We start from the raw sequence: 16,473 nt of genomic DNA, 5'->3' as shown, positions 1-16,473 counted from the left end.
CCATCATGGCATGCCGTGAGGTGCTTGCGGCAGTGGGGATGGATCACACTCGCGCCGGCCCGCCCGCCGACGCCGCTAACCTGAACGCAACCGTGAGTGTGGAGGGGCGAGATGGGGTTCCCGCTGGGTCAGGTTCCGGAAGGCGGGAGCTGGCCGGCCAACGAGCTGGAGCAGGTGCTGATGGCGGCCCTGGGCGACCCGGGGGCGACGCCCCGGGTGATCGAGGTGCTGGCCCGCAGCCAGGTGTGGATCCCGCTGCCGTCCGGCGCCGATCCGCAGTCGGGCTCGCTCGACCTGCCGACCCTGGAGCTCGCCGGCGCGCCCTATGTGCCGGTGTACAGCTCGCAGGAGCTGTACCTGCAGCACGCGCCGGGCATCCCGTTCGCGATCGCCCCGATGTGGGAGTTCGCCCGGGGCCTGCCGCTGGGCATCGGCGTCGCGGTCAACCCCGAGGCGCCGGTGGGCATCCCGGTGCCGCCGGAGGGCGTCGGGGAGCTGCGGCGCGGGCCGCGCGGCGAGGACTGGGAGGCGCAGGGCGTCACCGAGGGGGCCCGGGTGGCGCTCAAGGAGCCCGAGCCGCACCAGGAGCCGTATGCCTTCCTGGCCGCCGCCGCCGGTGAACTCGCCGCCGTGCCGGGCGTGCTGACGGCCCGTCGGGCGCTGGCCCGGGTGGAGGGCGAGGCGACCCTGCTGTACATCGGCGTCCAGCTGGACCCGGCGTCCCCGGCCGACCCCGGCGACGTCAACCTCGCGCTCGGCCGGGCGCTCGGAACCGCCCCGCCGAGTTGGGGCGTCCACCTGGTGCTGCTCGACCTGGTCGCGGACCCGGTGGTGGACTGGCTGCTCGGGCGGGTACAGCCCTTCTACGTGCGGCCGTGAGCCCCGAGGGATGCGGTACGGCGGCATGACGGTTGACGGGCGCGACCCATAGGGTTGCCCCGGCACACCGCGGGGCGGTGGACGGGCGGACGAGGGAAGTCGAGAAAGAGGGCGGCGACGTGACGGGAGCAGCGGGCGACCCGGGCGCGATCGAGCGCGCCCTCGGAGCGGTCGCACCGGAGCGCTGGGAGGCGTACGAGGGGCTGCTGCGCGCCCTCGCGCACGGGCAGGTCTGGATGCTGCTCTGGCACGGAAGCCCGGGCAGCCCGGACGCCCAGTACGGGAACATGGACGTCGGCGGGCACGGCTACGCGCCCTGCGTGACCTCGCCGGGGCAGCTGACGGCCAGCGGCTGGTCGCGCGGCCACGAGGTGGTGTCCGGGCCGGAGATCGCCGGCTCGCTGTACCGCTCCCGCTGGGGCCTGTGGCTGGACCCGCACCGTCCGGGCGGCGGCATCGGCGTGCCGTGGGCCGACCTCCGGCGGATCGCGGTCGGCCTGGACCGGCTGCCGGCCGGGCCGCTGCGGATCTCCGAACCGACCGGCCAGGCACCGCAGTTCTTCGCCGTGCTGAACCAACAGGCCGCCGAGGTACGCCCGTTGCGTTCGCTCTGGCGGGCCTGGGTCGAACCGGTGCTGGGCGAACCGCACTTGGCGATCGGTCTGGACCTGTACGACACCTCGCCGCCGGCCGTGGAGGCCGCCCGGGCGCTGGTGCAGCGGGCCGCCGCGCAGGCCCCCGAGGGGCCGGCCGTCTCGACCGTGCTGATGGCCGACGAGTTCGACCCGGTGGCGATGTGGCTGCGGGCCGGTACCCGCCCGTTCTTCGACCGGCAGGCCGCGGCCGGGCCCTACCCCACCGGTTTCGGTTACGCAGCGCAACCACCGTCCGGGCCTGCGCCGGGCTGGCCGGGGCCCCAGTGGCCGGGATACCCGGGTCGATGACCGAGTTCTGACAAAACGTCAGAAAGCCCCCGCCCCCGCCTCCTTCCGAGGCGGGCGGGGGTTTTTCGCGTTCCCGGGGTCTACGCGCGCCGCCACCGGCGCCACCTGGCGTTTCCCCGCCAATGGCGGGGTGTCGTCAAAGCGACTCTTGACGGGCGTGTGACCCCTGTGTGAAGAGCGATATGCCAGCGCAACGGTTGTGCATGCGAGCAGATCACAGTTAGGCATCCTTCGTCATGAGGGTCTTCCGTCGGGTACATCCCATGACAGAGAGTGCTGCCCAATGCGGAGCGCGAGACGATCCTCACGAAGGTGAACGTGCCGCCGCCACAGCATGAACCGCACGATGCGCATCTCCGTGCGGCCGCACCATGCGCGCCGGGGCAATCCACCCGGCGTCCACGGCACCACCCCGTAACGCTCTGCTTGCCAAACGCACTTCTGCACCGCCGCATCGGCACCCGGCACCACCGCAACCGCTCTGCCTTCCGCACCAAACGCGACTCCGTGGGCCGGCCACCGTCGGCGAGGGGAACGAACTGACTCATGACCACACCCACCGAGACCTCGGGTCCGCCGTCGGGCGCTCAGCCTGACGGTGCGTCAACCACCGCGCCGGCCAAGAAGATCGAGGGTCGCTCGCCGGGCCGCATCGCCTGGGACCGCCTCAAGCGCGACAAGGTCGCGCTGGCCGGCGGTGTCGTGGTGATCCTGCTGGTGCTGGCCGCGATCTTCGCGCCGGTGCTGGCCTCCATGTTCGGACACCCGCCGAACGAACCGCACCCGGACCAGATCAACCCGGACCTCGGCCTGCCCAAGGGCTCGTTCGGCGGCATCAGCGGCGACTTCCCGCTGGGCGTCGACCCGACGTTCGGCCGCGACGTGTTCTCCCGGATCCTCTACGGTGCGCGGATCTCGATGCTGGTGGCGCTCGGCGCGGCCGTGCTGTCGGTCTGCATCGGCGTGGTCATGGGCGTCACGGCCGGCTACTTCGGCGGCTGGGTGGACGCGTTCATCAGCCGGGTCATGGACATCCTGCTGGCCTTCCCGCAGCTGCTGTTCAGCATCGCCCTCGTGTCGGTGATGCCCACCTCGGCGTTCGGCATCCCGGACGAGTGGCTGCGACCCCTCATCCTGGTCTTCGTCATCGGCTTCTTCGGCTGGCCCTACATCGGACGCATCGTCAGAGGCCAGGCGATGTCGCTGCGCGAACGGGAGTTCGTGGACGCGGCCCGCAGCCTCGGCGCCGGCCGCACCCACATCCTGTTCCGCGAGCTCCTGCCCAACCTGGTGGCACCGATCCTGGTCTACGCGACCCTGATCATCCCCAGCAACATCCTCAACGAGGCGGCGCTCAGCTTCCTCGGGGCCGGTGTCCGGCCGCCGACCGCGTCGTGGGGGCAGATGCTCTCCGAAGCGGTCCGGATCTACCAGGCGGACCCCATGTACATGGTGGTTCCCGGCCTCGCCATCTTCATCACTGTGCTCGCCTTCAACCTCTTCGGTGACGGCCTGCGCGATGCGCTCGACCCCAAGGGCAACTGAGCCCGCGACTCTGGAGGTTCTCCAACCAATGAAGCGAAACAGGACGCTCGCGGTCGCCGCCCTCGCGGCCACCCTCGCGCTCACCGCCACCGCGTGCGGCGGTAGCAAGAACGAGACGGGCGGCAACAACAAGGGCGGCGCGGGCTTCAACGCGGCCGTCGACAAGGTGGTGAACCCGTCCACCCAGAAGGGCGGCACCCTCAACATGTGGACCACCACCGACGTGGACTCGCTCGACCCCGGTCGCGCGTACTACGCCTCGGTGTGGAACTTCGAGCGCTTCTACTCCCGCACCCTGCTGGCCTTCGACGGCAAGCCGGGCAAGGACGGCCTGAAGCTGGTCCCCGACCTCGCCGCCGCCCAGCCGGAGATCGCCGCCGACGGCAAGACCTACACCTTCAAGCTGAAGCCGGGTCTGAAGTTCGAGGACGGCTCGGTCATCACCTCGAAGGACATCAAGTACGGCGTCGAGCGCATCTTCGCGCAGGACGTCATCTCCGGTGGCCCGACCTACCTGATCAACGAGCTCGACCAGGGCCAGGGTTACAAGGGCCCGTACACCGACACGGACCCGAACAAGCTCGGCCTGAAGACGGTCGAGACCCCGGACGACACCACCATCGTCTTCAAGCTGGCGAAGCCCAACTCGGACTTCCCGTACCTGCTGGCCATGGGCTCGGCCGCGCCGGTCCCGCAGAAGCTCGACACCGGCTCCAAGTACGGCGACAAGCCGGTCTCCTCCGGCCCGTACAAGTTCAAGTCGGCCGAGCCGGGCAAGGGCTACGAGCTGGTCCGCAACGAGAACTGGGACGCGGCCTCCGACCCGTTCCGCAAGGCGCTGCCGGACGTCGTCAAGCTGACCGTCACCACCAACGCCGACGACATGGACCAGCAGCTGCTGGCGAACAGCGCCGACCTCGACTGGGCCCAGACCGGCCTGTCGCAGGCCGCGCAGGTCAAGGTGCTGCAGGACGACGCGCTGAAGGCCAACACCGACGACCCGTACAACGGCTTCATCCGCTACATCACGCTGGCCCCGTCGGTCGCCCCGTTCGACAACCAGCACTGCCGCAACGCGGTCCTGTACGCGGCCGACACCACCGCCCTGCAGACCGCCCGCGGCGGCTCGGTGGCCGGCTCGATCTACGGCTCGATGCTGCCCCCGAACATCCTCGGCTCGGACAACTACGACCCGTTCAACCTGACCCAGGGCAAGCCGAACGTCGAGAAGGCCAAGGAAGAGCTGAAGGCCTGCGGCAAGCCGGAGGGCTTCAAGACCAACATCGCGGTCCGCGGCAACAAGCCGAAGGAGGTCAACTCCGCGGTGGCGCTGCAGACCGCCCTCAAGGCCGTCAACATCGACGTCACGGTCCAGCAGTACGACGGCAAGCTGATCGCCTCCGAGATCGGCGCGCCCGACGTGGTCAAGTCCAAGGGCTACGGCCTGATCGTGATGGGCTGGGGCGCCGACTACCCGACCGGCTCCGGCTACATGCAGCCCCTGATGGACGGCCGCTTCATCCCGAGCAACGGCAACAGCAACTACGCCGAGATCAACGACCCCGAGGTCAACGGCTGGTTCGACCAGGCCGCGCAGCAGACCGACCCGGCCAAGGCCGCCGACCTCTACAAGAAGATCAACCACAAGGTGATCGACGGCGCCTACTACCTGCCGATCGTCGCCGACAAGGCCCTGAACTGGCGCAACCCGCGCCTGACCAACGTCTACATCTCCGACGCGTTCGGCGAGGTGGACTTCCAGGCCCTCGGCGTCAACGACGGCAAGTGACCTGACCTTCCCCCTTTAGTTCGCACCGCTAGTCCGAAGGGCAGGTGAAGGCCCTGCCCGGGCCGGCCGGATCAGTCCCCCACCGGGGAAGTCCGGCCGGCCCGTGGCAGGGCCGACCGCAGTGCTCGTGTATCTCTTCAGGCGACTGATCAACGTCGTCCTCATGCTGCTGGTGGTCGCTGCGGTGACCTTCGGCATCTTCTTCATGGTGCCCAAGCTCACCGGAACCGACCCCGCGCTGCTCTATGTGGGCAAGATCGCGGACAAGGTGGCCGTCGAGGGTATCCGCCACAAGATGGGCCTCGACAAGTCGATCGTCGAACAGTTCTGGCTCTTCCTGAAGGGCATCGTCGTCGGCCGCGACTACAACGCCGGCACCGACATGACCCACTGCTACGCCCCCTGCCTGGGTTACTCGTTCAAGACCGAGCGGGAGGTCTGGCCGCTGCTGCTGGACCGGGTCGGCGTGGACTTCTCGCTCGCCGTCGGCGCCTCGGTGCTCTGGCTGGTGTTCGGCACCGCCACCGGCATCGTCTCCGCGCTGCGCCGCGGCACCGCGCTGGACCGCATCACCATGTCCGTCGCGCTGGCCGGCGTCTCGCTGCCGATGTACTTCACCGGCCTGGTCTCGCTCGCCGTCTTCGTGCACCAACTCGGCTGGTTCCCAAGCAAGTACACGGACTTCGCGAACGATCCGGTGGCCTGGTTCCAGGGGCTGGTACTGCCCTGGATCACCCTGGCCTTCCTGTTCGCCGCGACCTACGCCCGACTCAGTCGCGCCACCCTGCTCGACGTGCTCGGCGAGGACTACATCCGCACCGCGCGTGCCAAGGGCCTCAAGGAACCCGTGGTCATCGGCAAGCACGCCATGCGTTCCACGCTGACCCCGATCCTGACCGTCTTCGGCATGGACCTCGGCGGCCTGCTCGGCGGCGCGGTGCTCACCGAGTCCACATTCAACCTGCGCGGACTCGGCTACGAGGCGGTCCAGTCGATCGCCTCCAGCGACCTGCCGGTGATCATGGGCGTGACGCTCTTCGCCGCGTTCTTCATCGTCATGGCCAACCTGCTGGTTGACCTGCTGTACGCCGTCGTCGATCCCCGGGTGAGGCTGGCATGAGCAACACCGACAAGCCCAACCTGGCCGAGAAGAGCTTCCTGTCGGTCCGCGACCTGAAGGTGCACTTCCCGACCGACGACGGACTGGTCAAGTCCGTCAACGGCCTGAGCTTCGACCTGGAGCGCGGGAAGACCCTGGGCATCGTGGGCGAGTCCGGCTCCGGAAAGTCCGTCACCTCGCTGTCGATCATGGGCCTGCACCGCACCGGCACCAAGCGCGGCGCCCCGCAGATCTCCGGCGAGATCTGGTTGGACGGCGAGGACCTGGTGTCCGCCGACCCCGACCGGGTGCGCCAACTCCGCGGCCACAAGATGGCGATGATCTTCCAGGATCCGCTGACCGCGATGCACCCGTACTTCACGGTCGGCGCCCAGATCGTCGAGGCCTACCGGGCGCACCACCCCGGCACCTCCAAGAAGGTGGCCCGGACCCGGGCCGTCGAGATGCTCGACCGGGTCGGCATCCCGCAGCCCGACAAGCGGGTCGACAACTACCCGCACGAGTTCTCCGGCGGCATGCGCCAGCGCGCCATGATCGCGATGGCCCTGGTCAACGACCCGTCGCTGCTGATCGCCGACGAGCCGACCACCGCCCTGGACGTCACCGTCCAGGCGCAGATCCTGGACCTGATCCGGGACCTGCAGAAGGAGTTCGGCTCTGCGGTCATCATCATCACGCACGACCTGGGCGTCGTCGCCGAGATCGCCGACGACATCCTGGTCATGTACGGCGGCAAGCCCATCGAGCGCGGCCCCGCCGCGACCATCTTCGAATCCCCCGAGCACCCCTACACCTGGGGTCTGCTCGGCTCGATGCCCCGACTCGACCGGGAGCTCCAGGACCGGCTGATCCCGGTCAAGGGCAGCCCGCCGAGCCTGATCAACGTGCCGTCCGGCTGCGCGTTCCACCCGCGCTGCCCGTACGCCGAGCTCACCGGCGGCCGCTCCACCGGCGAGGTGCCCGTGCTCGCCGAGGCCGCGCCCCGGCACTACGCCGCCTGCCACCTGCCGATCGCCGAACGCCACCGGATCTTCACCGAAGAGATCGCGCCCCGGCTGTGAGCACGTACCACCCACTTGGAGACAACCGATGACGGACAGCCAGACGGCGGCCCCGCAGGCCGCGAAGGTGCCCGCCCAGGCACCCGGCCCGGACCGTGAACCCCTGCTGCGGGTCACCGGGCTGACCCGACACTTCCCGGTCACCAAGGGCCTGCTGAAGCGTCAGGTCGGCGCGGTGCGCGCCGTCGACGGCATCGACTTCGAGGTCATGGCCGGCGAGACGCTCGGCGTGGTCGGCGAGTCCGGCTGCGGCAAGTCCACCATGGGACGTCTGGTCACCCGACTCGACGAACCGACCAGCGGGAAGATCGAGTTCGAGGGCGCCGACATCACCCACCTGGGAGTCGCGGCGATGCGGCCGTACCGCCGCGACATCCAGATGATCTTCCAGGACCCGTACTCCTCGCTGAACCCGCGGCACACCATCGGCACCATCGTCGGTGCGCCGTTCAAGCTGCAGAACGCCGTCCCCGCGGGCGGCCTCAAGAAGGCCGTCCAGGACCTGCTGGAACTCTGCGGACTCAGCCCCGAGCACTACAACCGCTACCCGCACGAGTTCTCCGGCGGCCAGCGCCAGCGCATCGGCATCGCCCGCGCGCTGGCCCTCCGCCCGAAGATGATCGTCGCGGACGAGCCGGTCTCGGCCCTGGACGTCTCCATCCAGGCCCAGGTGGTCAACCTGCTGGACGACCTCCAGCAGGAGCTCGGCCTGACCTACCTGATCATCGCGCACGACCTCTCGGTCGTCCGGCACGTCTCCGACCGGGTCGCCGTGATGTACCTCGGCAAGGTGGTGGAGATCGCCGACCGCGACTCCCTGTACGCCAAGCCGATGCACCCGTACACCAACGCCCTGATGTCCGCGGTGCCGGTGCCGGACCCGCAGCGCAAGGAGCGCCGCGAGCGCATCCTGCTCACCGGTGACGTCCCGTCGCCGCTCAACCCGCCGAGCGGGTGCCGGTTCCGGACGCGCTGCTGGAAGGCGCAGGACATCTGCGCCGGCCAGGAGCCGCCGCTCGCCGTCGCGCGGCCGGGGCACCAGGTGGCCTGCCACTTCCCGGAGAACGCGCCGGAGTAGGTGCCGACTTTCGAGGTCCGCCCGTGGAGGGGAGTCCCCTCCGCGGGCGGACCTCGCCGTTCGTGCGCCCGCTCACTGACAGTGGCGGGTGGGAGGGTCGCCGCATGCTGGAGATAGCGGTGACGGACCAGGACGAGATCGCCAGGGTGCGCGTCTCGGAGGACGAACTGGTCGACATGGTGCGGGACATGGGGGCGTGGCAGGGCGCGTTCCTGGTGGTGCAGCGGGTGCCGGACCTGCCGGAGACGTACGCGCAGGCCTGCCCCGAGGGCGACGGGTGGACGGTGGAGCACCGGGCGGGCAGCCCGTCGCGGCACTACGGGACGCGGGTGCCCGAACTGGAACGGGTCGCGGAGCTGCTGCTCGGGTGGTCGCGCGAGGACGCCGACTGGGACGCCGGGGCGGAGTGGGAGCGGATCGACTTCGGGCCGGACCCGGAGCCCGCGCCGCTGGAGCTGCCCGAGGAGGACGGGGCGAGCCTGGTCGCGGAGGTGCGCAACCTGCTCGCGGCGGGGTACACGACCCTCGCGGAGTGCGCCGAACTCGCGGAGGAGTACCTGGTCGACGGTGACGACCGGCCGGTGACGGCGGCCCAGGCCAAGCAGCTCGCGGAGCGGCTGTGGCTGGAGCGGGTCGCCGAGCAGCGGACGTGGACGGGCGAGACCGACCCGGAACGGGTCACCAGGGCGTTCGCCGCGCTGGAAGCGGCCGGCATCACGGCCCGGGAGAACTTCACCTGCTGCCGCAACTGCGGCCATGAGGAGATCGGCGCCGAGGCGGCGGAGGGCTCGCGCGGGTTCGTCTACTTCCACTCCCAGAGCGCCGAGGGCGCCGCCGCCGGCCAGGACCTGTGGCTGCTGTACGGCGGCTGGGACGGCTCGGAGCGGACCACGGAGTCGGTCGGCCGGGAGGTCGTCGCGGCGCTGGCGGAGGTCGGACTGACGGCCCGTTGGGACGGCAGCCCGGACCGGGCGATCCGGGTCACCGGCCTGGACTGGCGGCGCCGGCTGGTGGGCTAGGGCCGGCCGGACAGGCCCTACTCCGAGCGCGGCACGGCTGTCCTCCGTCCGGCGCAGCGGGGGACGTGAGCTGTTGCCCGGGGGGTGGGGGTGCCTTGAGCTGGACCGGAATGTCCCGGCTCCCGTGCGAGGGGTAGGTCACCATGCTGTCGGCCCGCAGTCTGTTCCAGGAGATCCACGACGACGACCGGGCGTTCCGGCTGTTCTGCTCGATCGCGGCCAAGGGGGAGGACCAGGGCGGCTGGGAGAACGGCCGGATCGCCCGGCTCGTCCCGGACCGGGAACTGGCGCCGAAGGTGGCCCGGCACGGCGCGGACGAGGACAAGCACGGGCGGATCTTCAAGGCGCTGATGCACAAGCGCGGCCTGGAGCCGACCGACGTCCCCGACGAGACCGACTACACGATGATCCTGGAACGGCAGGGCATCGGCCTGGCGCACGCCCGGCTGCGCCGGGACGAGCCGCTGACCGAGCAGGACGTGATCACGTACCTGGCGCACTCCCGGGTGACCGAGCAGCGGGCGTCCGAGCAGATGCGGATGCTGAAGCGGATCTTCGGCGACCACCCGGAGCTGGGCCGGGCGGTGCGGATGATCTCCAACGACGAGGACAACCACCTGGCGTTCTGCCACGAGGAGCTGCTGCGGCTCGCGTACCACGGGCACGGCCGGTCGATCCTGGACACCCTCCAGGACACCGCGCGCGCGGAGATCCGCACCTACCGGGACGTCAGCCTGGCCGTGATGGCGCACTTGGGGGAGCTGCTGCGCTGGCCGCGGGCGAAGTCGGCGGCGCTGACGGCGGGCATCCACACGGTGTACGGGTGCGAACGGGCGGGCGGCTGGCGGCGGATGACGACGCTGCGGATGCCGGCGAAGCGGAACGCGCTGGGCGGGCCGGCGCCGCACGAGTCGTTCGCCTGACCGCCCGGCGACGGGTGCCGGTGGGCCGGCGTGGACACTGACCAGGTGACATCCGAGATCTTCCCGCACGACGTCCAACAGGTGCTCGACCTGGTGGGCATCTTCGTCTTCGCCCTGTCCGGCGGTCTGATGGCCGTCCGCAAGAACATGGACATCTTCGGCATCTGCGTGCTGGCCGAGGCCACCGCGCTCGGCGGCGGCGTGCTGCGGGACCTGGTGATCGGCGCGTTGCCGGTGGCCGCGTTCACCAACTCCGGGTACTTCCCGACCCCGCTGGTGGCCGGGGTGGTGGTGTTCTTCCTGCACCCGCAGGTGGAGCGGATCAACCGGGCGGTGATGGTGCTGGACGCGGCGGGCCTCGGACTGTTCGCCGTCACCGGCACGATCAAGGCGCACGACTACGGACTGGGCGCGGTCGCCTCGGTGGCCTGCGGGATGCTGACCGCGGCCGGCGGCGGCGTGGTGCGCGACGTGCTGGCGATGGAGCCGCCGTCGCTGCTGCGCTGGGACCGGGAGATCTACGCGGTGCCGGCGCTGATCGGCGCGTCGATCACGGCACTGCTGATCGCCGTCGGGCAGCTGACCCCGGTGAACGCCGCGCTGGCGGCGGTGGCCGCGTTCACGGTGCGGATGCTGGCGCTCAAGTACGGCTGGCGTGCGCCGCGGGCCTGGCACCGGAACGGCTCGCGGGTCGGCGAGGAGTAGGACAGGCCCTGGCGCTTCAGTCGCGGGCGGCGCGCACCGCGTGCTTGGCGCCGCAGCGGTTCTCGCACCAGCGCGGGGTGGGGGAGCCGCCGTAGGCCAGCGAGATCGCCTCGACGGTGCAGAGCAGCTCCGGGAGCAGCTTGCTGAGCTCGACGACGGAGGCGACCCGGTCGGGGGCGGAGATCGAGCAGGCGGCGATCGCGGTGCCCTCGGTGCCGGCGATCGGGGCGGCGATGCAGTTCAGCGCCTCGTGGTGGTCGGCCTGGTCGGCGGCCCAGCCGAGCCGCTGCACCTCGGCCAGTTCGGCCCGCACCTCCTCGGGGTCGCGGGCGGGCTGCGCGGTGCGGGCCGGGAGTTCGGCCTCGGCGAGGAACGCGGCGAGCCGGTCCGCGGGCAGGTCGGCCAGCAGCACCTTGCCGGCGGCGGTGGCCATCGCCGGGGCGCGGCGGCCGATCCGGGCGTCCTCGGCGAGCCGGCCGCGGCCGGTGTCGGGGTAGCGGGCGTCCACCTTGTCCAGGTAGAGCACCTCGTCGCCCTCCAGCACCGACAGGTGGACGGTGTGCCCGTACCGCTCGTTGAGGACGGCCAGGTAGGGGGCGGCGACCTGGCGGATGTCGATGCCCTCCAGCGCCTGGTGGGCGAGGGCGAACAGCCGGCCGCCGAGGCGGTAGCGGTGGTCGGACTGCCGGGTGACGAAGCCGTGCTCCTGGAGGGTGCGCAGCAGCCGCAGGGCGGTGGACTTGTGCACGCCGATCCGGGCCGCGGCCTGCTCCAGCGAGGCCGGGCCCTCGCCGAGCGAAGCCAGGATGGTCAGTGCGCGGTCGACCGTCTGGGACACGGCCCTCCCCTTCTCACAGCGGCGTGGCCGGAAGGCTAACGGCGCGTTGCAGAGGGTGCAATGGCCAAATCGTGACCCGTGGGCCGCCTACACTGGACCCGCTATGGCTTACCTCGACCACGCCGCCACCACCCCGATGCTTCCCGAGGCGATCGCCGCGATGACGGCGCAGTTCGGGGTCGTCGGCAACGCCTCCTCGCTGCACGCCGCCGGGCGGCGGGCCCGTCGGGTGGTCGAGGAGTCCCGGGAGTCGCTGGGCGAGTCGCTGGGCGCGCGGCCCAGCGAGATCGTGCTCACCGCGGGCGGGACCGAGTCCGACAACCTGGCGGTCAAGGGCCTGTTCTGGGCCCGCCGGGCCGCCGATCCGGCCCGCCGCCGGGTGCTGAGCAGCCCGGTCGAGCACCACGCGGTGCTGGACGCGGTGCACTGGCTGGCCGAGCACGAGGGCGCCGAGGTCGAGTACCTGCCGGTGGACGCGGTCGGCCGGGTGCACCCGGAGGCGCTGCGCGAGGCGATCGGGCGGGCGCCGGAGACGGTCGCGCTGGTCACCGTGATGTGGGCCAACAACGAGGTCGGAACCGTCCAGCCGATCCGTGAACTCGCCGCTGTGGCGGCCGAGTTCGGCATTCCGATGCATGCGGACGCGGTGCAGGCGCTGGGCCAGGTCCCGGTGTCCTTCGCCGACTCCGGGCTGACGGCGCTGACCGTCACCGGCCACAAGGTCGGCGGCCCGTGCGGGGTCGGCGCGCTGCTGCTGTCGCGCGCGGCCACGCCCGTCCCGCTGCTGCACGGCGGCGGGCAGGAGCGCGACGTCCGCTCCGGGACGCTGGACGTGCCCGGTGCGGCCGGGTTCGCGGTGGCGGCGGCGCTGGCCGTCGAGCGGCAGCCCGAGTACGCGGCGGGTGTCGGCATGCTGCGGGACGACCTGGTCGCGGTGGTCCGGGCGGCCGCGCCCGAGGCGCTGCTGAACGGGGACCCGGACCCGGCGGGCCGGCTGCCCGCCAACGCGCACTTCTCCTTCCCCGGCTGCGAGGGCGACGCGCTGCTGATGCTGCTGGACGCGGCCGGCGTGGAGTGCTCCACCGGCTCGGCCTGCTCGGCGGGCGTCCCGCAGCCCAGCCACGTGCTGCTGGCGATGGGCGTGACCCCTGAACTCGCCCGCGCCTCACTGCGGTTCTCGCTCGGCCACACCTCCACCCGGGCGGACGTGGAGGCGCTGGCCGCCGCGCTGCCCGGCGCGGTGGAGCGGGCCCGCCGGGCCGGCCTGGTGCGCGCCTCCCGCTGACCGGATTCGATCCGTAGCGGAACAATCTGCCGCCGGACTTACTCTGGGGGGATGAACTCTCCCGTCCCGGAGCGGACCGTCCGCGACCTCACCGGCCTGCTGGTGCAGACCGGCCACGCCATGAACACCCGCCTGTCGCTGGCGCTGGCGGAGATCGACAGCTCCCCGCGCAAGCACTGCGTGCTGCTGCACGCCATGGAGGCCGAGCGCACCCAGTCGCAGCTGGCCGCGATCGCCGGGCTGGACAAGACCACCATGGTGGTCACCGCCGACGAGCTGGAGCGTGACGGCCTCGCCGAGCGCTGCCCGTCGGCCACCGACCGGCGCGCCCGGATCATCCGGGCCACCCCCGCCGGCGAGGAGCTGGTGCGGCGCGGCATGGCGATCGTGGACCGGGTGCACGCCGCCGCGCTGGACGAACTCTCGCCGGGGGAGCGGCAGGTGCTGGTGGACGCCCTGGTCAAGCTGCAGCGGCTGCCGGACGGCGCGGAGCCGTGCGGAGCGGCGGAGAAGGCGGTGCGGCGGCCGCGCCGGCCCCGGCAGTAGGCGGCGGGCCGTCCCGTTTTAAAACGTCTATTACAAAACCATCTGCTACGGTCTCTCTTGTTGGGGGGCGCACGTCCGCGCACCCCGGGGAGGGAGACACCCATGTCCGAAAACCCGTCACGCGCCCGCTGGTTGGCCCTCGCGGTGGTCTGCGCCGGCATGCTGATGGTGGTCCTGGACGGCTCGATCACCACCGTCGCGCTGCCCGCCATCCAGGACGACCTGCACATCGGCCCGGCCGGAGTGGCCTGGGTGGTGGACGCCTACGTGATCGCCTTCGGCGGCCTGCTGCTGCTCGCCGGCCGCCTCGGCGACCTGCTCGGCCGCCGCCGGATCTACCTCGCCGGCATCGCCGCGTTCACCGTCGCCTCCGTGCTGTGCGGCCTCGCCGCCACCTCCGGAATGCTGATCGGCGCCCGCTTCCTGCAAGGCGTCGGCGGGGCGATGGCCTCCGCGGTCGGGCTCGGCATGGTGGTCGGGCTGTTCCCCGAACCCGTCGACCGGGCCAAGGCGTTCGGCGCCGTCGGCTTCACCGGCTCGGCCGGCGCCTCGCTCGGCCAGGTGCTCGGCGGAGTGCTCACCGAAGGCCTCGGCTGGCACTGGATCTTCTTCATCAACCTGCCGATCGGCGCCGCCGCGCTGCTCGCCGGCCTGCGCCTGCTGCCCCGCGACGCGGCGGGCCGCGCGAAGGGCGGCGTGGACGTCCCCGGCGCGGTGCTGGTCACCGGCGGGCTGATGCTCGGCGTGTACACCATCGTCGAGGGCGGCCCGCACGGGTGGGCCCTGGCGGCCGGCGCGATCGTCCTGCTCGCCGCGTTCGTGCTGCGGCAGGCCCGCGCCGCCACCCCGCTGCTGCCGCTGCGGATCCTCGCCCGGCGCAGCACCGCCCTCGCCAACCTGGCGCAGGTCCTGATGCTGGCCGCGATGTTCGGCTTCCAGGTGCTGCTGGCGCTCTACCTGCAGAACGTCCAGCACTACGGCGCGCTCGGCACCGGCCTGGCGATGCTGCCCGCCGCGCTCGCCATCGGCGTGGTCTCGCTGCTGGTCGCCGCCCGCGCGATCGGCCGGTTCGGCGAGCGGCGCACCCTGCTGGCCGGCCTCGCCCTGCTCACCGTCGGCGTCGGCCTGCTGGTGCGGCTGCCCGCCGGACACCTGGACTACGTCACCGACCTGCTGCCCACCATGCTGCTCGGCGCCGGATTCGGACTCGCCGCCACCGCGCTCACCGCCCTCGGCATGGCCGACGCCCGGCCCGAGGACGCCGGGCTGCTCTCCGGCGTGCTCAACACCACCCAGCAGGTCGGCGCGGCGCTCGGCGTCGCCGCCCTCACCGCGCTGGCGGGCGGCGCCGAATCCCCCGTCGGGGGCTTCCGCCTGGCCTTCGGGGTGGCTGCCGCGCTGCTGTTCGGCGCGTTCCTGCTGGCCACCGCGCTGCCCGCGCGCACCGCCGCGGTCGCGACCGCTGCCGAGCCGCCCGTCCTGGTGGCCAACTGACCGTCCGGCGTGCGCCCGGCCCCCGTTACGCTGGACTCCTTATGACTGACTTCCCCGGCGCCCCGACCACCCCGTCCACCGGCCGTCTGCGCGTGCTCGCCGCGATGTCCGGCGGCGTCGACTCCGCCGTCGCCGCCGCCCGGGCCGTCGAAGCCGGCCACGAGGTGACCGGCGTCCACCTGGCGCTCGCCAGCAACCCGCAGTCCTTCCGCACCGGCGCGCGCGGCTGCTGCACCCTGGAGGACTCCCGGGACGCCCGCCGCGCCGCCGACGTGATCGGCATCCCGTTCTACGTCTGGGACTTGGCGGAGCGCTTCCGCGAGGACGTCATCGAGGACTTCGTCGCCGAGTACGCCGCCGGGCGCACCCCCAACCCGTGCCTGCGGTGCAACGAGAAGATCAAGTTCGCCGCGCTGCTCGACAAGGCGATCGCGCTCGGCTTCGACGCCGTCTGCACCGGCCACTACGCCCGGATCGTCGACCTGCCCGACGGCACCCGCGAACTGCACCGGGCGGTCGACGGCGCCAAGGACCAGTCGTACGTGCTCGGCGTCCTCGACGCCGACCAGCTCGCCCACTCGCTGTTCCCGCTCGGCGACACCACCAAGGACGTCATCCGCGGGGAGGCCGAGCGGCGCGGCCTCGCCGTCGCCAAGAAGCCCGACAGCCACGACATCTGCTTCATCACCGACGGCGACACCCAGGGCTTCCTGGCCGAACGCCTCGGCACCGCCACCGGCGACATCCTCGACACCGACGGCACCAAGCTCGGCGAGCACGACGGCGCGTACGGCTTCACCATCGGCCAGCGCAAGGGCCTCCGCCTCGGCCGGCCCGCCGCCGACGGCAAGCCGCGCTACGTCCTCGACATCTCGCCGGTCGACAACACCGTGACCGTCGGCCCCGCCAGCGGCCTCGACGTGCACGGCCTCACCGCCATCCGCCCCCGCTGGTGCGGCACCCCCGCCGCCGGCGAGGGCCGCTACACCGCGCAGCTCCGCGCCCACGGCGAAGAGGTCCCGGTGACGGCGACCCTGACGGACGACCGGCTCCACGTCCGCCTCGACACCCCCGCCCGCGGCATCGCCCCCGGCCAGGCCGTGGTCCTGTACGACGGCACCCGGGTGGTCGGCTCGGCGACCATCGCGAGCACCGAGCGGGCCGAGTAGGGCCTGTCCGGCCGAAGCCTGTCCGGTCATCCCGCAGCCGGTCGTTATCGGGTTGACCCGGGTGCGGCGGGCGGTGAT

15 protein-coding genes are annotated in these 16,473 nt (G+C 71.9%); 14 read left to right on the top strand and 1 reads right to left on the bottom strand.

The window, feature by feature from the left end; translation table 11 throughout:
• Positions 1-111 precede the first annotated feature (111 nt).
• From AMK19_RS21180 to AMK19_RS21135, 10 genes are all read left to right on the top strand, one after another.
• Positions 112-879, top strand: coding sequence for an enhanced serine sensitivity protein SseB C-terminal domain-containing protein (locus AMK19_RS21180; protein WP_073814101.1), 768 nt, complete (start codon positions 112-114; stop codon positions 877-879).
• Between the two features lie 119 nt (positions 880-998).
• Positions 999-1,823 carry an enhanced serine sensitivity protein SseB C-terminal domain-containing protein gene (locus AMK19_RS21175; RefSeq protein WP_073814099.1) on the top strand — a complete coding sequence of 275 codons (825 nt, stop codon included), beginning with the start codon at positions 999-1,001 and terminating at the stop codon, positions 1,821-1,823.
• A 546-nt stretch (positions 1,824-2,369) separates the two neighbouring features.
• Entirely contained in the window at positions 2,370-3,368 is a 999-nt protein-coding gene (locus tag AMK19_RS21170) for an ABC transporter permease (RefSeq protein ID WP_073814097.1), read from the top strand.
• 28 nt (positions 3,369-3,396) lie between these two features.
• Positions 3,397-5,157, top strand: a complete 1,761-nt coding sequence (locus AMK19_RS21165; RefSeq protein WP_073814095.1) for an ABC transporter substrate-binding protein — start codon at positions 3,397-3,399, stop codon at positions 5,155-5,157.
• A 121-nt stretch (positions 5,158-5,278) separates the two neighbouring features.
• Positions 5,279-6,277: an ABC transporter permease gene (locus AMK19_RS21160; protein ID WP_073814093.1), complete on the top strand. Its 999-nt coding sequence runs from the start codon at positions 5,279-5,281 to the stop codon at positions 6,275-6,277.
• The gene (locus AMK19_RS21155; RefSeq protein ID WP_073814091.1) at positions 6,274-7,338 is read left to right on the top strand and encodes an ABC transporter ATP-binding protein; all 1,065 of its coding nucleotides are present in this window, start codon (positions 6,274-6,276) and stop codon (positions 7,336-7,338) included. The genes AMK19_RS21160 and AMK19_RS21155 overlap by 4 nt, the downstream gene beginning before the upstream one ends.
• Positions 7,339-7,366: 28 nt before the next feature.
• Positions 7,367-8,416: an ABC transporter ATP-binding protein gene (locus AMK19_RS21150; RefSeq protein ID WP_073814089.1), complete on the top strand. Its 1,050-nt coding sequence runs from the start codon at positions 7,367-7,369 to the stop codon at positions 8,414-8,416.
• 104 nt (positions 8,417-8,520) lie between these two features.
• The gene (locus tag AMK19_RS21145) at positions 8,521-9,435 is read left to right on the top strand and encodes a DUF6891 domain-containing protein (RefSeq protein WP_073814087.1); all 915 of its coding nucleotides are present in this window, start codon (positions 8,521-8,523) and stop codon (positions 9,433-9,435) included.
• A gap of 143 nt (positions 9,436-9,578) precedes the next feature.
• On the top strand, positions 9,579-10,358 hold the full coding sequence (locus AMK19_RS21140; protein ID WP_073814085.1) for a ferritin-like domain-containing protein: 780 nt from the start codon (positions 9,579-9,581) through the stop codon (positions 10,356-10,358).
• Between the two features lie 45 nt (positions 10,359-10,403).
• Entirely contained in the window at positions 10,404-11,063 is a 660-nt protein-coding gene (locus AMK19_RS21135; protein WP_073814490.1) for a trimeric intracellular cation channel family protein, read from the top strand.
• 16 nt (positions 11,064-11,079) lie between these two features.
• On the opposite strand, the gene AMK19_RS21130 is transcribed toward AMK19_RS21135, so the two are convergent.
• Positions 11,080-11,901, bottom strand: a complete 822-nt coding sequence (locus AMK19_RS21130; protein WP_073814083.1) for an IclR family transcriptional regulator — start codon at positions 11,899-11,901, stop codon at positions 11,080-11,082.
• Between the two features lie 103 nt (positions 11,902-12,004).
• Between AMK19_RS21130 and AMK19_RS21125 the strand changes: the two genes are divergently transcribed.
• The 4 genes from AMK19_RS21125 to mnmA all read left to right on the top strand — a co-directional run bounded on the left by AMK19_RS21125 (position 12,005) and on the right by mnmA (position 16,395).
• A complete protein-coding gene (locus tag AMK19_RS21125) occupies positions 12,005-13,186 on the top strand; it encodes a cysteine desulfurase family protein (protein ID WP_073814080.1) in 1,182 nt (393 codons plus the stop codon).
• A 51-nt stretch (positions 13,187-13,237) separates the two neighbouring features.
• Entirely contained in the window at positions 13,238-13,732 is a 495-nt protein-coding gene (locus AMK19_RS21120) for a MarR family winged helix-turn-helix transcriptional regulator (RefSeq protein ID WP_073814078.1), read from the top strand.
• Between the two features lie 102 nt (positions 13,733-13,834).
• Positions 13,835-15,226: an MFS transporter gene (locus AMK19_RS21115; protein WP_073814076.1), complete on the top strand. Its 1,392-nt coding sequence runs from the start codon at positions 13,835-13,837 to the stop codon at positions 15,224-15,226.
• Positions 15,227-15,267: 41 nt separating this feature from the next.
• On the top strand, positions 15,268-16,395 hold the full coding sequence (mnmA, locus tag AMK19_RS21110; protein ID WP_073814074.1) for a tRNA 2-thiouridine(34) synthase MnmA: 1,128 nt from the start codon (positions 15,268-15,270) through the stop codon (positions 16,393-16,395).
• Positions 16,396-16,473 lie beyond the last annotated feature (78 nt).

The organism is Kitasatospora sp. CB01950 (genome assembly GCF_001905465.1).
In the GTDB taxonomy this organism is placed as follows: domain Bacteria; phylum Actinomycetota; class Actinomycetes; order Streptomycetales; family Streptomycetaceae; genus Kitasatospora.
This window is presented reverse-complemented; position numbering and strand designations above follow the sequence as displayed.